At 62.4% G+C, this 16,209-nt stretch carries 13 protein-coding genes and 1 pseudogene; 7 read left to right on the forward strand and 7 right to left on the reverse strand.

Features of this window, described 5'->3' with window-relative positions; genetic code table 11:
• Positions 1-110: 110 nt before the first annotated feature.
• From carB to dapB, 3 genes are all read right to left on the reverse strand, one after another.
• Positions 111-3,335 carry a carbamoyl-phosphate synthase large subunit gene (gene carB / locus BN1120_RS02990; RefSeq protein ID WP_010675188.1) on the reverse strand — a complete coding sequence of 1,075 codons (3,225 nt, stop codon included), beginning with the start codon at positions 3,333-3,335 and terminating at the stop codon, positions 111-113.
• A gap of 16 nt (positions 3,336-3,351) precedes the next feature.
• A complete protein-coding gene (gene carA, locus BN1120_RS02995; protein ID WP_010675189.1) occupies positions 3,352-4,488 on the reverse strand; it encodes a glutamine-hydrolyzing carbamoyl-phosphate synthase small subunit in 1,137 nt (378 codons plus the stop codon).
• 659 nt (positions 4,489-5,147) lie between these two features.
• The gene (gene dapB, locus BN1120_RS03000; RefSeq protein ID WP_041213393.1) at positions 5,148-5,960 is read right to left on the reverse strand and encodes a 4-hydroxy-tetrahydrodipicolinate reductase; all 813 of its coding nucleotides are present in this window, start codon (positions 5,958-5,960) and stop codon (positions 5,148-5,150) included.
• A gap of 316 nt (positions 5,961-6,276) precedes the next feature.
• Here dapB and BN1120_RS03005 point away from each other — a divergent pair, with 316 nt between their 5' ends.
• The 4 genes from BN1120_RS03005 (at position 6,277) to serA (ending at position 10,619) form a co-directional block, all read left to right on the forward strand.
• The gene (locus tag BN1120_RS03005; protein WP_042014683.1) at positions 6,277-7,623 is read left to right on the forward strand and encodes a Na+/H+ antiporter NhaC family protein; all 1,347 of its coding nucleotides are present in this window, start codon (positions 6,277-6,279) and stop codon (positions 7,621-7,623) included.
• A gap of 104 nt (positions 7,624-7,727) precedes the next feature.
• Positions 7,728-8,324 (forward strand): 5-formyltetrahydrofolate cyclo-ligase, encoded by a 597-nt coding sequence (locus BN1120_RS03010; RefSeq protein ID WP_042014685.1) that lies wholly within the window; start codon positions 7,728-7,730, stop codon positions 8,322-8,324.
• A gap of 143 nt (positions 8,325-8,467) precedes the next feature.
• Complete coding sequence (gene rpiA, locus BN1120_RS03015; RefSeq protein WP_039040383.1) at positions 8,468-9,121, forward strand: ribose-5-phosphate isomerase RpiA; 654 nt, start codon at positions 8,468-8,470, stop codon at positions 9,119-9,121.
• Between the two features lie 265 nt (positions 9,122-9,386).
• Positions 9,387-10,619, forward strand: a complete 1,233-nt coding sequence (gene serA, locus BN1120_RS03020; RefSeq protein WP_039040384.1) for a phosphoglycerate dehydrogenase — start codon at positions 9,387-9,389, stop codon at positions 10,617-10,619.
• A gap of 78 nt (positions 10,620-10,697) precedes the next feature.
• On the opposite strand, the gene BN1120_RS03025 is transcribed toward serA, so the two are convergent.
• Positions 10,698-11,078, reverse strand: a complete 381-nt coding sequence (locus BN1120_RS03025; RefSeq protein ID WP_039040385.1) for a diacylglycerol kinase — start codon at positions 11,076-11,078, stop codon at positions 10,698-10,700.
• 141 nt (positions 11,079-11,219) lie between these two features.
• On the opposite strand from BN1120_RS03025, the gene BN1120_RS03030 reads away from it, so the two are divergent.
• Positions 11,220-12,284, forward strand: coding sequence for a 3-deoxy-7-phosphoheptulonate synthase (locus tag BN1120_RS03030; protein ID WP_042014687.1), 1,065 nt, complete (start codon positions 11,220-11,222; stop codon positions 12,282-12,284).
• A 207-nt stretch (positions 12,285-12,491) separates the two neighbouring features.
• On the opposite strand, the gene BN1120_RS03035 is transcribed toward BN1120_RS03030, so the two are convergent.
• The 3 genes from BN1120_RS03035 to BN1120_RS03045 form a co-directional block, all read right to left on the reverse strand.
• Positions 12,492-13,265, reverse strand: coding sequence for an ATP-binding cassette domain-containing protein (locus tag BN1120_RS03035; RefSeq protein ID WP_042014689.1), 774 nt, complete (start codon positions 13,263-13,265; stop codon positions 12,492-12,494).
• Positions 13,252-14,259, reverse strand: coding sequence for a vitamin B12 ABC transporter permease BtuC (gene btuC / locus BN1120_RS03040; protein WP_039041213.1), 1,008 nt, complete (start codon positions 14,257-14,259; stop codon positions 13,252-13,254). Before btuC ends, BN1120_RS03035 begins: the two co-directional genes overlap by 14 nt.
• Positions 14,260-14,334: 75 nt before the next feature.
• Positions 14,335-15,066, reverse strand: coding sequence for a substrate-binding periplasmic protein (locus BN1120_RS03045; RefSeq protein ID WP_042014691.1), 732 nt, complete (start codon positions 15,064-15,066; stop codon positions 14,335-14,337).
• A gap of 112 nt (positions 15,067-15,178) precedes the next feature.
• Between BN1120_RS03045 and BN1120_RS03050 the strand changes: the two genes are divergently transcribed.
• Both BN1120_RS03050 and tapW read left to right on the forward strand, forming a co-directional pair.
• Positions 15,179-15,535 carry a DMT family protein gene (locus tag BN1120_RS03050; RefSeq protein WP_010675200.1) on the forward strand — a complete coding sequence of 119 codons (357 nt, stop codon included), beginning with the start codon at positions 15,179-15,181 and terminating at the stop codon, positions 15,533-15,535.
• 56 nt (positions 15,536-15,591) lie between these two features.
• Positions 15,592-16,209 (forward strand): annotated as a pseudogene (gene tapW / locus BN1120_RS03055) (type IVa pilus ATPase TapW); the annotation flags it as partial.

The following is a 16,209-nucleotide window of genomic DNA, read 5'->3' on the forward strand; positions in this document are numbered from 1 at the left end:
ATCTTCCTTGAAGGCGTTTCCCCGGGAGTGGCAGGGCGCAGGCAATAAAAAACCCCGCCATCGCTGGCGGGGTTTGCGTGCATCGAGCGGGCAGCGTGCTGCCGGAGCTCTTAGCGGTTGTTCACCTTCTCATGCAGCTCCTGCACTGAGTTCACATTTGCGGTGGCATCGACACTGATGGCCATGCAGGTGGCGAAGGCCGCGTGCAGCGTGGTGGTGTAAGCCACCTTGTGCTGCAGGGCGCCACGGCGCAGCTGCTTGGAGTCCTCGATGGCCTGACGACCCTCGGCGGTGTTGACGATGTAGGTGTACTCGCCATTCTTGATGCGATCCAGAATGTGCGGACGACCCTCGTGCACCTTGTTCACCAGACGCGGGTTGATGCTCGCCTCGCCCAAGGTCACGGCGGTGCCGTGGGTGGCGTCGAGGTCATAACCCAGCTCCAGCAGCTTGGCGGCCAGGTTGACCACCCGCTCCTTGTCGCCGTGGCGAACGGACAAGAGGGCGCGACCTTCGCTCGGAACCTGGTGACCGGCACCCAGCTGCGCCTTGGCATAGGCCTCGGCGAAGCTGCTGCCCACCCCCATGACTTCACCGGTGGAGCGCATTTCCGGCCCCAGCAGCGGGTCCACACCCGGGAACTTGGCGAACGGCAGTACCACTTCCTTCACCGAGTAGTAGGGCGGGATGATCTCGGTGGTGAAGCCCTGTTCTTTCAGGCTCTGACCGGCCATGACGCGGGCGGCAATCTTCGCCAGCGGAGCGCCGGTGGCCTTGGAGACGAAGGGCACGGTACGGGCGGCACGGGGGTTCACCTCGATGAGGTAGATCTCGTTGTCTTTCACCGCGAACTGCACGTTCATCAAGCCCACCACGCCGAGTTCCAGCGCCAGCTTGCGTACCTGCTCGCGCATCTCGTCCTGGATGGCCTTGGACAGGGTGTAGGGCGGCAGGGAGCAGGCGGAGTCACCGGAGTGGATACCGGCCTGTTCGATGTGCTCCATGATGCCGCCGATGACCACGTCAACGCCGTCGCAGATGGCGTCCACGTCCACCTCGGTGGCGTCGTCCAGGAAGCGGTCCAGCAGCACCGGCGACTCGTTGGAGACGCTCACTGCCTCGGCGAAGTAGCGGCGCAGGTCCTGCTCGTCATAGACGATTTCCATGGCGCGGCCACCCAGCACGTAGGAGGGGCGAACCACCAGCGGGTAGGTGATGCGCGTGGCCAGTTGCACGGCCTGCTCCAGGGCGGTGACGGTGCCGTTTTCCGGCTGCTTGAGCCCCAGGCGCTCGACGGCGGACTGGAAGCGCTCGCGATCTTCCGCGCGGTCGATGGCATCCGGGCTGGTCCCGATGACCGGCACGCCGTTCGCTTCCAATGCCCGCGCCAGTTTCAGCGGAGTCTGGCCGCCGTACTGGACGATGACGCCCTTGGGCTGCTCGACCCGCACGATTTCCAGCACGTCTTCCAGGGTCACCGGCTCGAAGTAGAGACGGTCGGAGGTATCGTAGTCGGTGGAGACGGTCTCAGGGTTGCAGTTGACCATGATGGTCTCGTAACCGTCTTCGCGCAGGGCCAGGGCCGCGTGCACACAGCAATAGTCGAACTCGATGCCCTGACCGATACGGTTCGGGCCGCCACCGATGACCATGATCTTGTCGCGGTTGGTGGGGTTGGCCTCGCACTCCTCGTCGTAGCTGGAGTACATGTAGGCTGTGTTGGTGGCGAACTCGGCCGCGCAGGTATCGACCCGCTTGTAGACCGGGAAGATGTTGTGGCGGGCACGCAATTTACGCACTTCACCTTCGGCCACGCCGAGGATCTTGGCCAGACGGGCGTCGGCAAAGCCTTTGCGCTTGAGGGCGCGCAGGAAGTCGGCGTCGAGACCGGCCATGCCGCGCTCTTTCACCTGCTCTTCCAGCTTGACCAGCTCTTCAATCTGGACCAGGAACCAGGGGTCAATCTTGGTCAGCTTGAACACGCCGTCCATGGAGAGGCCGGCGCGGAAGGCGTCGGCGATGTAGAAGATGCGCTCGGCACCAGCATCCTGCAGCTCGTGACGGATGCGGGTCAGGGAGTCGGGGGCGTTCAGGTCAACCATGGGGTCGAAGCCGGTCTTGCCGGTCTCGAGACCACGCAGGGCCTTGTGCAGGGACTCCTGGAAGTTACGGCCGATGGCCATCACTTCACCGACGGACTTCATCTGGGTGGTCAGACGGTCGTTGGCACCGGCGAACTTCTCGAAGTTGAAGCGCGGCACCTTGGTCACCACGTAGTCGATGGCCGGCTCGAAGGAGGCCGGGGTACGACCGCCGGTGATGTCGTTCATCAGCTCGTCCAGGGTGTAACCGATGGCGAGCTTGGCGGCGATCTTGGCGATGGGGAAGCCGGTCGCCTTGGAGGCCAGCGCAGAGGAGCGCGACACCCGCGGGTTCATCTCGATGATGACCATGCGGCCGTCTTTGGGGTTGATGCCGAACTGGACGTTGGAGCCGCCGGTCTCGACACCGATCTCGCGCAGCACCGCCATGGAGGCGTTGCGCATGATCTGGTACTCCTTGTCGGTCAGCGTCTGGGCTGGCGCGACCGTGATGGAGTCACCGGTGTGGATGCCCATGGGGTCGAAGTTTTCGATGGCGCAGACGATGATGCAGTTGTCGTTGCGATCCCGCACCACTTCCATCTCGTACTCTTTCCAGCCGATGAGCGACTCGTCGATGAGCAGCTCCTTGGTCGGGGAGAGATCCAGACCGCGCTCGCAGATCTCCACGAACTCTTCGGTGTTGTAGGCGATGCCGCCGCCCGAGCCACCCATGGTAAAGGAGGGACGGATGATGCAGGGGAAGCCTACCATCTGCTGCACGCCCCAGGCCTCTTCCATGTTGTGGGCGATGCCGGCACGGGGGCACTCGAGACCGATGCTGCGCATGGCCTTGTCAAAGCGGGAGCGATCCTCGGCCTTGTCGATGGCGTCGGCGGTGGCGCCGATCATCTCGACACCGAACTCCTTGAGCACGCCATGCTGCTCCAGCGCCAGGGCGCAGTTCAGCGCAGTCTGACCACCCATGGTGGGCAGGATGGCGTCCGGGCGCTCTTTCTTGATGATCTCGCGCACCACTTCCCAGGTGATGGGCTCGATGTAGGTGGCGTCGGCCATCTCCGGGTCGGTCATGATGGTGGCCGGGTTGGAGTTCACCAGGATGACGCGGTAGCCCTCTTCTTTCAGGGCCTTGCACGCCTGGGCGCCGGAGTAGTCGAATTCGCAGGCCTGACCGATGACGATGGGGCCGGCGCCGAGGATCAGGATGCTCTGTAGGTCGTTACGTTTTGGCATGGCTCTCTTTATCCTCTTAGGCGCGATACTGCTTAATCAATTCAATAAAGTGGTCGAACAGACCGGCACAATCGTGCGGGCCCGGGCTCGCTTCGGGGTGACCCTGGAAGCTGAAGGCCGGACGGTCGGTGCGATGGATGCCCTGGAGCGACCCATCGAACAGGGAGACGTGGGTGGCACGCAGGCACTCGGGCAGGGTCTGCTCGTCCACCGCAAAGCCGTGGTTCTGGGCGGTGATCATCACGGTGTTGTCGTCCAGACTCTTCACCGGGTGGTTGGCACCGTGGTGGCCGAACTTCATCTTGATGGTCTTGGCGCCGGAGGCCAGACCCAGCAACTGGTGGCCCAGGCAGATACCGAACACCGGGGTGCTGGTATCAAGGAAAGCCTTGATAGCTTCGATGGCGTAGTCGCACGGCTCGGGGTCGCCGGGGCCGTTGGAGAGGAAGATGCCATCCGGGTTCATCGCCAGTACCTCGGCGGCCGGGGTCTTGGCCGGCACCACGGTCAGGCGGCAGCCACGGTCCACCAGCATGCGCAGGATGTTGCGCTTCACGCCAAAGTCGTAGGCCACCACATGGTATTTCAGCTCATCGGCCGCCGGGGTGACGTGACCCTTGCCGAGCTGCCAGCTGCCTTCAGTCCAGCTGTAGGATTCGCTCACGGTCACTTCCTTGGCCAGGTCCATCCCCTTCAAACCGGGGAAGGCGCGGGCCTGTTCGAGGGCATGGGCTTCATCGAGCTGCTTGCCGGCCAGGATGCAACCGGCCTGTGCGCCTTTTTCACGCAGGATGCGGGTCAGCTTGCGGGTGTCGATGTCGGCGATGCCAACGATGTTGTGAGACTTGAGGTAATCGGAGAGGGATTGCTGATTGCGGAAGTTGGAGGCCAGTATCGGAAGGTCCCGGATGATGAGGCCCTGAGCATGGACCTGACTGGACTCTTCATCTTCGCTGTTGGTGCCGGTGTTGCCTATATGGGGGTAAGTGAGGGTAACGATCTGACGGGAATAGGAGGGATCTGTGAGGATTTCCTGATAACCCGTCATCGACGTGTTGAAAACCACTTCACCAACGGAACATCCCTCGGCGCCTATCGACACGCCTTTGAACACAGTTCCATCTTCCAGCACTAGCAATGCAGTGTGATTCAAGACAACCTCCAGTTATTTAGCTTTAAATTCAGCAATTTACCTGGGTGTTGCGGGCTCGGTTCCGGTCTTTGACAGGACTCGAACCCGGCAGATTTCTGGCAAATTGGGCGCATTCTACTTAAAAACGATCTCATTTCAACGTCTTTTCTCGTTTGAAATGCATCTAAATTCAATAAACAAGCAACATTACCCATTATCTATGCACTCGATTGCTTTGCAACCCCCTCTTCAAAAAGAAAAGCCAAACACAGACCACAAAGCGACACCCGATGCCGTGCAACGTACAAAAAACCAGATTTACCACTTAGTAAACAGCAAGATAGAAAATTAAAAAATAAACAACACAACATCAAAAACACCATTTGAAGCCAGAAAAGTGAACGCAAAAAATAGAAAACGTTTTTCTTTGGTTGCATTTTTAGTCTATTTCACATCAGGGCGAAATGCCCCCCGCAGGGGAATATTGAGACCCAAACCCGTTACCCCTTGATGACATTTTTGTCGCAAGAGGGTGGCAGGCTTGTAAGAATGGCAGGATTTAGCGAGGTTCACTCAAAAAGTGATGATTAAGGCTTATTTCTACAAAAAAGTGACAAAAAACCCCGGCGGACCGGGGTTTGGCAACCAGTACGGGAGTCTGCACTCCCCCTGAAGACGGTTTATTTCAGACCGAGCACATCCTGCATGTCATAGAGACCGGCCTCTTGCTGGCCGAGCCACTTGCCCGCCCGCACTGCACCGTTGGCGAAGGTCAAACGGCTGGAAGCCTTGTGGCTGATCTCGACCCGCTCGCCGATGTCGGCGAACATAACGGTGTGCTCCCCCACCAGATCGCCGGCGCGGATGGTGGCAAAGCCGATGGTGTTGCGATCCCGCTCACCGGTGATCCCCTCACGGCCATAGACGGCGCACTCTTTCAGATCCCGGCCCAGGGTTTTCGCCACCACTTCCCCCATGGAGAGCGCGGTGCCGGACGGTGCATCCACCTTGTGTCTGTGGTGCCCCTCGATGATCTCGATGTCGGTGTACTCCCCCATCACCCTGGCCGCCTGCTCCAACAGCTTGAACACCAGGTTGACCCCGACCGAGTAGTTGGAGGCGAAGACGATGCCGATCTGCTTGCCCGCCTCGTGCAGGGCCGCCTTGCCCGCCTCGTCAAAGCCGGTGGTGCCGATAACCATCTGCTTGCCATGCGCCAGTGCAAAGGCGAGGTTCGCCAGAGTCACCTCGGGGCGGGTGAAGTCGATGATGAGATCGAACTCGTCCTTCACCTTCTCCAGACTGTCGCTGATGATGACGCCAAGGCGCCCCAGGCCGTTGAGTTCACCCGCATCCAGACCGATCACGGCAGAGCCCGGTCGTTCCAGCGCCGCTCCCACCACCACGCCCTCGGCGTTGGCGATAGCCTCCAGCAGCACCTTGCCCATACGACCATTACAGCCCATCACGGCCACACGGATCGGATTGTCCATCTCCACCCTCTCATCTCTTTATTATGGAAAGAGACCGTTTTACCAGCCCGCGTCCCCTTTGAAAAGCCCGATCTGGCCCGCCAAACCACCCCGACATTTAAACGATAAATTCAATAAAAACAGAATAAATAACGGAATAACCAGACAAGTCAGAATCACGAAGCAAAAAGCCCTATCCATCTGGACGGCTATCTTGACCCGGGCGGGCCGACTCACTACTGTTGGCCCCCCATGGTGGCAGGATGCCCGCCCTGTGCCCGCCCCGGAGGCGCCACAGGCAACGACAGGAGGTCATTGTTCAAGTTTCGAGGAACACATGATCCAGACCCAACCCCGTGCCAGAGCCCTGCTGCCCCTTCTGGTCTTTCTTGCCCTCTTCATCGGAACCGGTACCTGGCTGACCCTGCAGGGGGTCGAGTTTGCCTTCTACCAGCTCCCCGCCCCCGTTGCCGCCCTGCCTGCCGTCATGCTGGCCCTGCTGATGGGACGCGAGGGGTTCAACAAGAACCTCGAGACCTTCTTCAAGGGGGTGGGCGAGAGCAACATCATGGCCATGTGCCTCATCTATTTGCTGGCGGGCGCCTTCGCCACCGTGGCCAAGGCCACCGGCGGGGTGGATGCCACGGTCGCCCTCGGCCTCTCCCTCATTCCGGGCTGGTGCCTGCTGCCGGGGCTCTTCCTCATCTCTGCCTTCATTGCCACCGCCATGGGTACCTCCATGGGCACCATCGGCGCCGTGGCACCGGTGGCGCTGGGCGTCGCCCAGGCCGCCGGCATCGATCCGATGCTGATGGCGGGGACCATCCTCTCCGGCGCCATGTTCGGCGACAACCTCTCCATCATCTCAGACACCACCATCGCTGCCACCCGCAGCCAGGGCTGCGAGATGAAGGACAAGTTTCGCGAGAACATCAAGATTGCCGCCCCCGCCGCCGTGCTGGTGATCCTGCTCTATCTGGTGCTGGGCTCCACCGGTGAAGCGCCGGCCCCCACCGCCGAGGCGGACTTGCTCAAGGTCGCCCCCTATCTGCTGATCCTGGTGCTGGCCCTCTCTGGCATGAACGTCTTCATGGTACTGGGGCTCGGCATCCTGGCGGCCGGTGGCGTGGGGCTGCTTGGCAGCTACTCCCTCGGCCAGTTCAGCAAGGACATCTATCAGGGCTTTACCAGCATGCAGGAGATCTTCCTGCTCTCCATGCTCATCGGCGGTCTGGGTGCCCTGATGGAACGCCAGGGGGGGCTCGCCTGGATAAATGAGCGCATCGCCGCCCTGATTGCCCGCTTCACCCGCCACCACGATGGCGAGCAGAACGAGAAGGCGGCCGAGCTCGGCATCGCCGGCGTGGTGAGCCTCACCAACCTGTGCACCGCCAACAACACCGTGGCCATCATAGTCGCGAGCAAGGTGGCCAGGGATCTGGCGGACCATCACGGGGTCACCCCGCGCCGCGCCGCCTCCATGCTGGACATCTTCTCCTGCGTGGTACAGGGGCTCATCCCCTGGGGCGCCCAGGCGCTGCTGCTGGGTTCCATCTTCGCCCTCTCGCCGATCCTGGTCGTGAGCATGAGCTTCTACCCCATGGCGCTGGCCCTGGCCGCCATCGTGGCCGTTTTCCTCAAGCACCAGATGGGTGCAGTGGCTCCCGCCCCCCACCGTTCCTGACGCCTGACCTCAGGGGCCGCCCGGCTGGCGGCCCCGCCATCGGCTTTTCATCCCGTCGGCCCCTTGCTAAGGTAGCGCCAGCCCACCTTTGCCCAGGAGTCCCCATGCCGGATACCCAACCCGAACGACAGAACCTGCGCCAGCTCATTCGCCAGCGCAGAAAAAGCCTGAGCCAGGCCGAGCAGCAGGCCGCGGCCCAGCAGCTGGTCGAGCGCTTCCAGGAACACCTCGGCATCCTCGCGGCCAGGCGCATCGCCCTCTATCTGGCCAACGACGGGGAGCTCGATCCCCTGCCCGCCATCCACTGGCTGTGGGCCCGGCAAAAGGAGGTCTACCTGCCGGTGCTGCACCCCTTCACCCCGGGCCACCTGCTCTTCTTGCGCTACACCGCCACCACCCCCATGACCCGCAACCGCTACGGCATCGCAGAGCCCGAGCTCGACGTGCAGCAGGTACTGCCCCACAGCATGCTGGACATCATCTGCACCCCGCTGGTGGCCTTCGATGAGGCTGGCAACCGCCTCGGCATGGGGGGCGGCTACTACGATCGCACCCTCGCCTGCTGGCACGAGCACCAGCTCGGCCCAAGACCCCTGGGGCTCGCCCACGATTGCCAGCAGGTGGATGCCGTCCCCCGGGAACAGTGGGACGTGCCGCTCCCCCAGATCATCACCCCCAGCCGCAGCTGGCACTTTGCCTGATGAGGCGGGGGCGCCCCCTTCGGTTCAATAAACAGGCAAACGATTTACATCTTGGGGATTTTTGCGCCGGAACGTGAGCACCATGGTCGCTCTGGGGGGGATGCTTGGATATAATGCGCCCGCTTTTTCCATAAGGATCCATCATGACTCAAGATGAAATGAAGAAGGCGGCCGGTTGGGCTGCGCTCAAATACGTGGTACCCGGCACCATCGTCGGGGTGGGCACCGGCTCTACCGTCAATCACTTCATCGACGCACTGGCGACCATGAAAGACCAGATCAAGGGCGCGGTGTCGAGCTCCATCGCCTCCACCGAGCGCCTCAAGGGTCTCGGCATCCCGGTGTTTGACCTCAACGACATCGATGCCCTCTCCGTCTACGTGGATGGTGCCGACGAGATCAACGCCAGCCGCGACATGATCAAGGGGGGCGGCGCCGCCCTGACCCGCGAGAAGATCGTCGCCGCCGTGGCCGACCAGTTCATCTGCATCATCGACAACACCAAGACCGTCGACGTGCTGGGCACCTTCCCCCTGCCGGTGGAAGTGATCCCCATGGCCCGCGAATACGTGGCCCGCGAGATCCGCGCCCTTGGCGGCAACCCGGTGTGGCGTGAAGGGGTGGTGACCGACAACGGCAACATCATCCTGGACGTCAAGGGCATGGCCATCACCGATGCCAAGGCTCTGGAAACCCGCCTCAACAGCATCGTGGGCGTGGTCACCAACGGCCTGTTCGCCCACCGTGGCGCCGACGTTGTGCTGATCGGCACCCCCGAGGGTGTGATCACCAACTAAGGCCTGCTCCCCGGACCTCTCCCTCCGGGCAAGCCCCCGCCCCGGTCAGTCAATCTGACTGCCCCAAATGGACAACGGCGCCTCATGGCGCCGTTTCTGGTTATCCCTCAATGGCTTGTAGCAGCACATCTGCAACAATCGTTGATAACTTCAAAGAATTTGACTTTCGTCACAAATATTCCCTCTCCCAAACGTTTTTGCTACTTTACGGTTTTCTTCACACTGCAAGCCTGAACGCATTTTTCAAAACAATAGAGGGAACGTCATGACAGCCAAGTTTTCGCTGGACAAGGATAAGATCAAGGTACTGCTGCTGGAGGGAGTCCATCCCAACACGGTGGAGACCTTTCGGGCAGCCGGCTACACCAATGTGGAATATCTGAAGACGTCCCTGTCGGAAGAGGAGTTGATCGAGCGCATTCGTGACGTGCATTTCGTGGGCCTGCGTTCACGCACTCAGATTACCGAGAAGGTGCTGGATGCTGCAACCAAGCTGGTGGCCATCGGCTGCTTCTGCATCGGCACCAACCAGGTCTCCCTCGACGCCGCCCACGTGCGCGGCATCCCCGTCTTCAACGCCCCCTTCTCCAACACCCGCTCCGTGGCCGAACTGGTACTGGGGGAGATCCTGCTGCTGCTGCGCGGCATTCCCGAGAAGAACGCCAAGTGCCATCGCGGCGTCTGGGAGAAGCTGGCCAACCGCAGTGTCGAAGCCCGCGGCAAGAAGCTCGGCATCATCGGCTACGGCCACATCGGTACCCAGCTTGGCATCATCGCCGAGATGATCGGCATGAAGGTCTACTACTACGACATCGAGAACAAGCTCTCCCTTGGCAACGCCATCCAGGTGCCGAACCTGGTGGAGCTGCTCAACATGTCTGACGTCATCAGCCTGCACGTACCGGAAACCGCCTCCACCAAGGATCTCATCGGTGCAGAGCAACTGCGCATGATGAAACCGGGCGCCATCTTCATCAACGCCTCCCGCGGCACCGTGGTGGACATCGACGCCCTGGCCGACGTCATCAAGAGCGGCCACCTCTCCGGCGCCGCCATCGACGTCTTCCCGGTGGAGCCCAAGTCCAACGACGAGGAGTTCCTCACCCCCCTGCGCGGCCTGGACAACGTGATCCTGACCCCCCACATCGGCGGCTCCACCCAGGAAGCCCAGGAGAACATCGGTCTGGAAGTGGCCAACAAGCTGGTCAAATACTCCGACAACGGCTCCACCCTCTCCGCGGTCAACTTCCCGGAAGTCTCCCTGCCCGGCCACAAGGGCTCCAGCCGCCTGCTGCACATTCACCGCAACCAGCCCGGCGTGATGAACCAGATCAACCAGATCTTCGCCGACGAGGGGATCAACATCGCCGGTCAGTACCTGCAGACCAGCAGCGAGATCGGTTACGTGGTCATCGACGTCGAAACCGAGCACAGCGAGAAGGCCCTGGCCCGTCTCAAAGAGATCAATGGCACCATCCGTGCCCGGATCCTGCACTGATAAGCCCTTATCTGCGCAGTAAAAAGCCCGTCGTGATGACGGGCTTTTTTATGTCAGAAGAAAGCTTGCTCTCGCAACCTACCACCAGCCCAGCAGGTTGCGGCCCACCAGGGCGCCCCACACCAGGGCATTGAGGGCCAGGGCGATGAAGACGGCGGCGGAGCCCAGATCCTTGGCGCGGCCCGAGAGTTCGTGATGCTCGGAGCCGATGCGATCCACCACCGCCTCCACGGCGGAGTTGAGTACCTCGACGATCACCACCAGCCAGCTGATACAGACGAGCAGCAGGATCTCGTTGAGGGAGTCACCTATCCAGAATGCCAGCGGCATCAGCAGCAGGATGAGCAGCAGCTCCTGGCGGAAGGCGGCCTCGTTGATCCAGGCCGATTTGAGACCTTTCATGCTGTAACCGGTTGCGTTGATGATGCGGGTGATCCCGGTCGCGCCTGGCTTTGCCACGATAACTACCTCATTTGAAATGGCTTTTGGGTTCACATCCTATCAGAGCCGCCCAAGGTTTCCATCGGGTGACTTTTGCTTTATTTTATTCCCTTGCATTTTGGCATCCCGCCCACCTTATCCACTCGAGAATTGAGTCGTATGTCCATTCACACCGATGAATTGCGCACCCGTCGCCTGGAGGCCCTGATCACCCCCAGCGAGCTGGCGCACGCCTTCCCGTTAACCGACACCATCGCCCAGAACCTGCTGGATGCCCGCCGCCAAGTGGAAGCCATTCTGTCCGGTGAGGATCAGCGCCTGCTGGTCATCGTCGGCCCCTGCTCCATCCACGATCCCGCCGCCGCCCACGAATACGCTCTGCGTCTGAACACCCTGCGTGAAGAGTACAAAGAGAGCCTGTGCATCGTGATGCGCACCTACTTCGAGAAGCCGCGCACCATCGTCGGCTGGAAGGGGCTCATCAATGATCCGCGCCTGGACGGCAGTTTCGACGTCAATGAAGGGCTCAAACTGGCCCGCAAGCTGCTGGTGGACATCAACGAGACCGGCATGCCCACCGCCACCGAGTTCCTCGACATGGTGACCGGCCAGTACATCAGCGATCTCATCACCTGGGGCGCCATCGGGGCGCGCACCACCGAGTCCCAGGTTCACCGGGAGATGGCCTCCGCCCTCTCCTGCCCGGTGGGGTTCAAGAACGGCACCGACGGCAACACCCGCATCGCCATTGATGCGGTGCGCGCCGCCCGTCACAGCCACATCTTCTACTCCCCGGACAAGGACGGCAAGATGACCATCTACCGCACCGCCGGCAACCCCTACGGCCACGTGATCCTGCGCGGCGGCCACCGTCCCAACTACGACACCGCCAGCATCGACGAGGCGTGCGAGGCTCTGGCCCAGGTGGGCCTGCCGGAGCGCCTGGTGGTGGACTTCAGCCACGGCAACAGCATGAAGGATCACCGCCGCCAACTGCTGGTGGCCCAGGATATCTGCGATCAGCTGCGCCGCGGCCGCACCGGCATCGCCGGCATCATGGCCGAGAGCTTCCTGGTGGAAGGGCGTCAGGACGTGGAGAACGGCTGTGCCGCCACCTTCGGCCAGAGCATCACCGATGCCTGTCTGTCGTGGAGTGACACCGAAACCCTGCTGGCCATGCTGGCAGAAGCCGCCCAGGTGCGGCTGAACAAGCAGAAAGCCTGAGCAACCGCTCAACGCTCTCTCTACCAAAAGAGCCAGGCATCACGGATGCCTGGCTCTTTTCATTTCCACAGTGATTCACTCGCCCCCTTGGCTTCACTCAGCCTAAGCAGGTTTTCAATGCTGTATCCGTGGTAGACGGAGCGGCTCCCTTCTCCCGCTTGTTTCAAAAGAATGGGAGAAGAGCTGGGGATGAGGGGGAAGCCCGCCTCACAAGCTCGGCATAAACCAGGTGCGGCCGGCTGCCTCGATACGATCGGTGCGGATCTGGAACACCCGCTCCAGCAGCGCCTCGTCGATGATCCCGACGTCCCCTTCCCCCACCACGCGGCCCTGTTGCAGGCAGAGCACGCGATCCGCCCAGTCGATGGCCAGATTGATGTCGTGGATCGCCACCACCACCAGCAATCCCTGCGCGGCCAGTTGCTTGAGCAGCCGCAGCAACGCCATCTGGTGATGCAGATCCAGCCCCGCCAGGGGTTCGTCCAGCAGCAGCACCCGCCCGGTCGGGTTGAGGCTTGGCCACAGTTGCAGCAGGGTGCGGGCGATCAGCACCCGCTGCTGCTCCCCCCCGGACAATCGGCTGAAGTCCCGAGCCAGCAGAGGCGCCAGTTCCAGGGCGTCGCACACATCCGCCACCGCCTGCGCCTGGGCATCGGGCCCCCCCTCCTCCAGCCCCAGGCTCAGCACCTGGAACACCGGGATGTGGAACAGCTGGGGCTGGCGCTGGGGCAGCATGGCGCGCCGCGTTGCAAGCTCGGGCCAGCTCAGGGTCGTGATGACCTCTCCTCCCAGCAAGACGGCGCCATCGGCGGGCAGCAGGCCCGCCAGGGCCCCGAGCAGGGAGGACTTGCCGCTGCCGTTGGGGCCGAGCAGGGCCACCAGCTGACCACCGGACCAGGCCAGATCCAGGGGGGCGAGGCGATGGGGGATGGCCAGGGCGCGGGCCTCCAGCCGCCAAGGGGCGGGATCAGCGGGACACATCGGCATCTTGCCTCAGCAGCAGATAGATAAAGAGCGGGGCGCCCACCGAGGCAGTGATGACCCCGATGGGCAGTTCACCGGCGTGCAGCGCCGAGCGGGCCACCAGATCGGCCCCGAGCAGCAGGGCGCCGCCCCCCAGCGCCGAGGCGGGCAGCAGGAAGCGCTGATCGCTGCCACCGCACAGGCGCAGCAGGTGAGGCACCACCAGGCCGACGAAGCCGATGACGCCGCACAGGGAGACCGCCACCCCGGTGAGCAGGCAGACCGCCAGCACCAGGCGTACCCGCATGCTGTCCACGTTCAGCCCCATGAGGCGGGCCTGGGTCTCTCCCAGCAGCAGTTGTTGCAGTGCCCGCCCCTGCCAGCAGAGCCAGCCGAGGGTGAGGGGCAGCACCAGCCACCACCAGGCGAGCTGCTGGCTGCCGTAGGCGAGGCTGCCCATCATCCAGAACATGAATTCCCGCAAGGCGCCGTCGTCGGCGAAATACATCAGCCAGGTCATGGCCGCATTGGTGAGGATGCCGATGGCGACCCCGAACAGCAGCAGCCGCCCATGGCCGAGCCGTGCCCGACGTGCGAGACGGATGAGCAGCATGGTCACCACCAGGGCGCCGCCAAAGGCCGCCAGCGACAGCCCCCAGCCCGGCAGATAGAGCCCGAGCCCCTTGGCCACCGCCATCGCCACCATGGCGGCCAGCCCAGCGCCGCTCGAGACGCCGAGCAGGCCGGGTTCCGCCACCGGGTTGTGCAGCATCACCTGGAGCACGGCACCGCCGCAGGCAAGGGAGGCCCCCGCCAGCAGGGCCAGCAGGGCGCGGGGCAGGCGCAACTCCAGCAGGATGCGCAGCTCCAGATCCCCCAGCGGCTGCCAGGGCAGCAGCACGAACTCCCCGAGGGCGAGGGAGAGCAGGAACAGGGCCAGGGTCAGCAGCGACAGCAGGAGCAGCCAGCGGCGCTGCCAGCGCTGCTGGCGACGGATGAGAGCGAGATACACGGGATCCCCAAGAAGCGAGGCCCGCCGGGGGGCAGGCAGGAAAGCTGCATGATAACAGCGCGTTACCACCCAAGGTCAAGGCTGGTAGGGCTTGGCCAGCGCCGCTATCTCGCCGCTCTCCACCATGGCTTGCAACGCCTGCGCCAGCTTGGGGCCCAGCTCGTGGTGGGGTGAGTGCTTGCTCATCCCGAGGTAGAGCACCACCGGGTTGGGGGGCTGGAAGGGCGCCTTGACGAGGCCGGCGTCGTTGCGCTGGCTCAGGGCGTAATCCACCTGGCAGTCGGTCCCTATCATCAGGGGCAGGTGGCCCCGCTCCACCATGCGCTGCAACTGGTCTTCGGTGGGGACCCCGTGCTTGTCGAGCTGGGTGTCGCCATCGAAGGGGGGGAAGTAGGCGGAGTTGAGCACATAGCCAATCTCGCGGCCCCTCAGATCCTCGTAGCGCCTGAGGCCGGCCACGGCGGCGGGCTTGCCATAGAAGGCAGGCCGGCACTGGTAATAGGACGGCTGCAGGTAGTTGATGAAGGCGGCCCGCTCCTCGGTGTGAGCCAGCCCTATCATCAGATCCACCTGACCGGTCTGCATCTGTTTGAGTGCCCGTCCCCAGGGCACCCGTTTGAGGGTGAGCACAATGCCGCTGCGTGCCTGCAACTGGCGCAGAATGTCGATATCCAGCCCCTGGAAGTCGTCGTTCTCTGCCAGCATGCGAAACGGCGGCCAGACATCGGTGGCCACCGTCAGGGTCGGCGCACCTTGCGCCCAGCAGGCAAACAACAGACAAAGCGCACCCCAGCTTGTCTTGCCCATCCAGCTTTCGCCTTCTTTTGTTACATCCTTGTGAGCTAAAAATACCCTCAAGCACCACTTATGAAAACCCATGGAGTCGAGATAAAATGCATTGATTTAAAAGGAGAACCTAATGAACCCCATCATGACCAGTATCGGCCTGCTCATCTGCAGCAACGTCTTCATGACGTTTGCCTGGTACGCCCATCTCAAGAGCATGAATCACAAACCCTGGATCATCGCCGCCCTGGTGAGCTGGGGGATAGCCCTGTTCGAATACCTGTTGCAGGTGCCCGCCAACCGCATCGGCCACACCGTGCTCTCCGTCGGGCAACTCAAGATCCTGCAGGAGGTGATCACCCTCACCGTGTTCGTTCCCTTCTCCATCTTCTATCTGAAAGAAGACCTGAAGTGGGACTACCTCTGGGCGGGTCTGTGCATCCTGGGCGCGGTCTTTTTTGTGTTCCGCGAAAAACTGACCGGCGCCTGAGGCTGTACACTCAAGCCATTCATCATCCCCCAGCCCTTTGAGCGACGAGGCCCCTCATGGAATTGAGAGACATGCTGCAGATCCTGGCCAAACAGGACGGTTCCGATCTCTATCTCTCCACCGGCGCCCCCCCCTGCGCCAAGTTCAACGGCGCCCTGCGCCCCCTCACCCAGGAGCCCCTGGGGCCGGGCGAGGTGGCCCGCATCGCCTACGACATCATGGATCTCGAGCAGAAACAGCAGTTCGAGAAAGAGCTGGAGATGAACCTCGCCATCTCCCTGCCCCAGATAGGCCGTTTTCGGGTCAACATCTTCAAGCAGCGCAATGAAGTCTCCCTGGTGGCGCGCAACATCAAGACCGAGATCCCCCGCTTCGAGGATCTCAAACTCCCTCCGGTGCTCCTCGACACCATCATGGAGAAGCGGGGTCTGGTGCTCTTCGTCGGCGGCACGGGGTCCGGCAAGTCCACGTCGCTCGCGGCCCTCATCGATCATCGCAACCGCAACAGCGGCGGCCACATCATCACCATCGAGGATCCGGTGGAGTTCGTCCATCGCCACCAGAAGAGCATCATCAACCAGCGGGAGGTGGGGGTGGATACCCGCAGCTTCCACGCGGCCTTGAAGAACACCCTGCGCCAGGCGCCGGACGTCATCCTCATCGGTGAAATCCGC

Origin of the sequence: Aeromonas caviae (assembly GCF_000819785.1) — a bacterium.
Classification (GTDB): Bacteria; Pseudomonadota; Gammaproteobacteria; order Enterobacterales; family Aeromonadaceae; genus Aeromonas; species Aeromonas caviae.

Coding starts and splice junctions, on each gene's coding strand:
- BN1120_RS03005 (WP_042014683.1), top strand. CDS start 6,277: ATGATCCAGACCCAACCCCGTGCCAGAGCCCTGCTGCCCCTTCTGGTC.
- BN1120_RS03050 (WP_010675200.1), top strand. CDS start 15,179: ATGAACCCCATCATGACCAGTATCGGCCTGCTCATCTGCAGCAACGTC.
- rpiA (WP_039040383.1), top strand. CDS start 8,468: ATGACTCAAGATGAAATGAAGAAGGCGGCCGGTTGGGCTGCGCTCAAA.
- BN1120_RS03045 (WP_042014691.1), bottom strand. CDS start 15,066: ATGGGCAAGACAAGCTGGGGTGCGCTTTGTCTGTTGTTTGCCTGCTGG.
- BN1120_RS03030 (WP_042014687.1), top strand. CDS start 11,220: ATGTCCATTCACACCGATGAATTGCGCACCCGTCGCCTGGAGGCCCTG.
- serA (WP_039040384.1), top strand. CDS start 9,387: ATGACAGCCAAGTTTTCGCTGGACAAGGATAAGATCAAGGTACTGCTG.
- BN1120_RS03035 (WP_042014689.1), bottom strand. CDS start 13,265: ATGTGTCCCGCTGATCCCGCCCCTTGGCGGCTGGAGGCCCGCGCCCTG.
- carB (WP_010675188.1), bottom strand. CDS start 3,335: ATGCCAAAACGTAACGACCTACAGAGCATCCTGATCCTCGGCGCCGGC.
- BN1120_RS03010 (WP_042014685.1), top strand. CDS start 7,728: ATGCCGGATACCCAACCCGAACGACAGAACCTGCGCCAGCTCATTCGC.
- dapB (WP_041213393.1), bottom strand. CDS start 5,960: ATGGACAATCCGATCCGTGTGGCCGTGATGGGCTGTAATGGTCGTATG.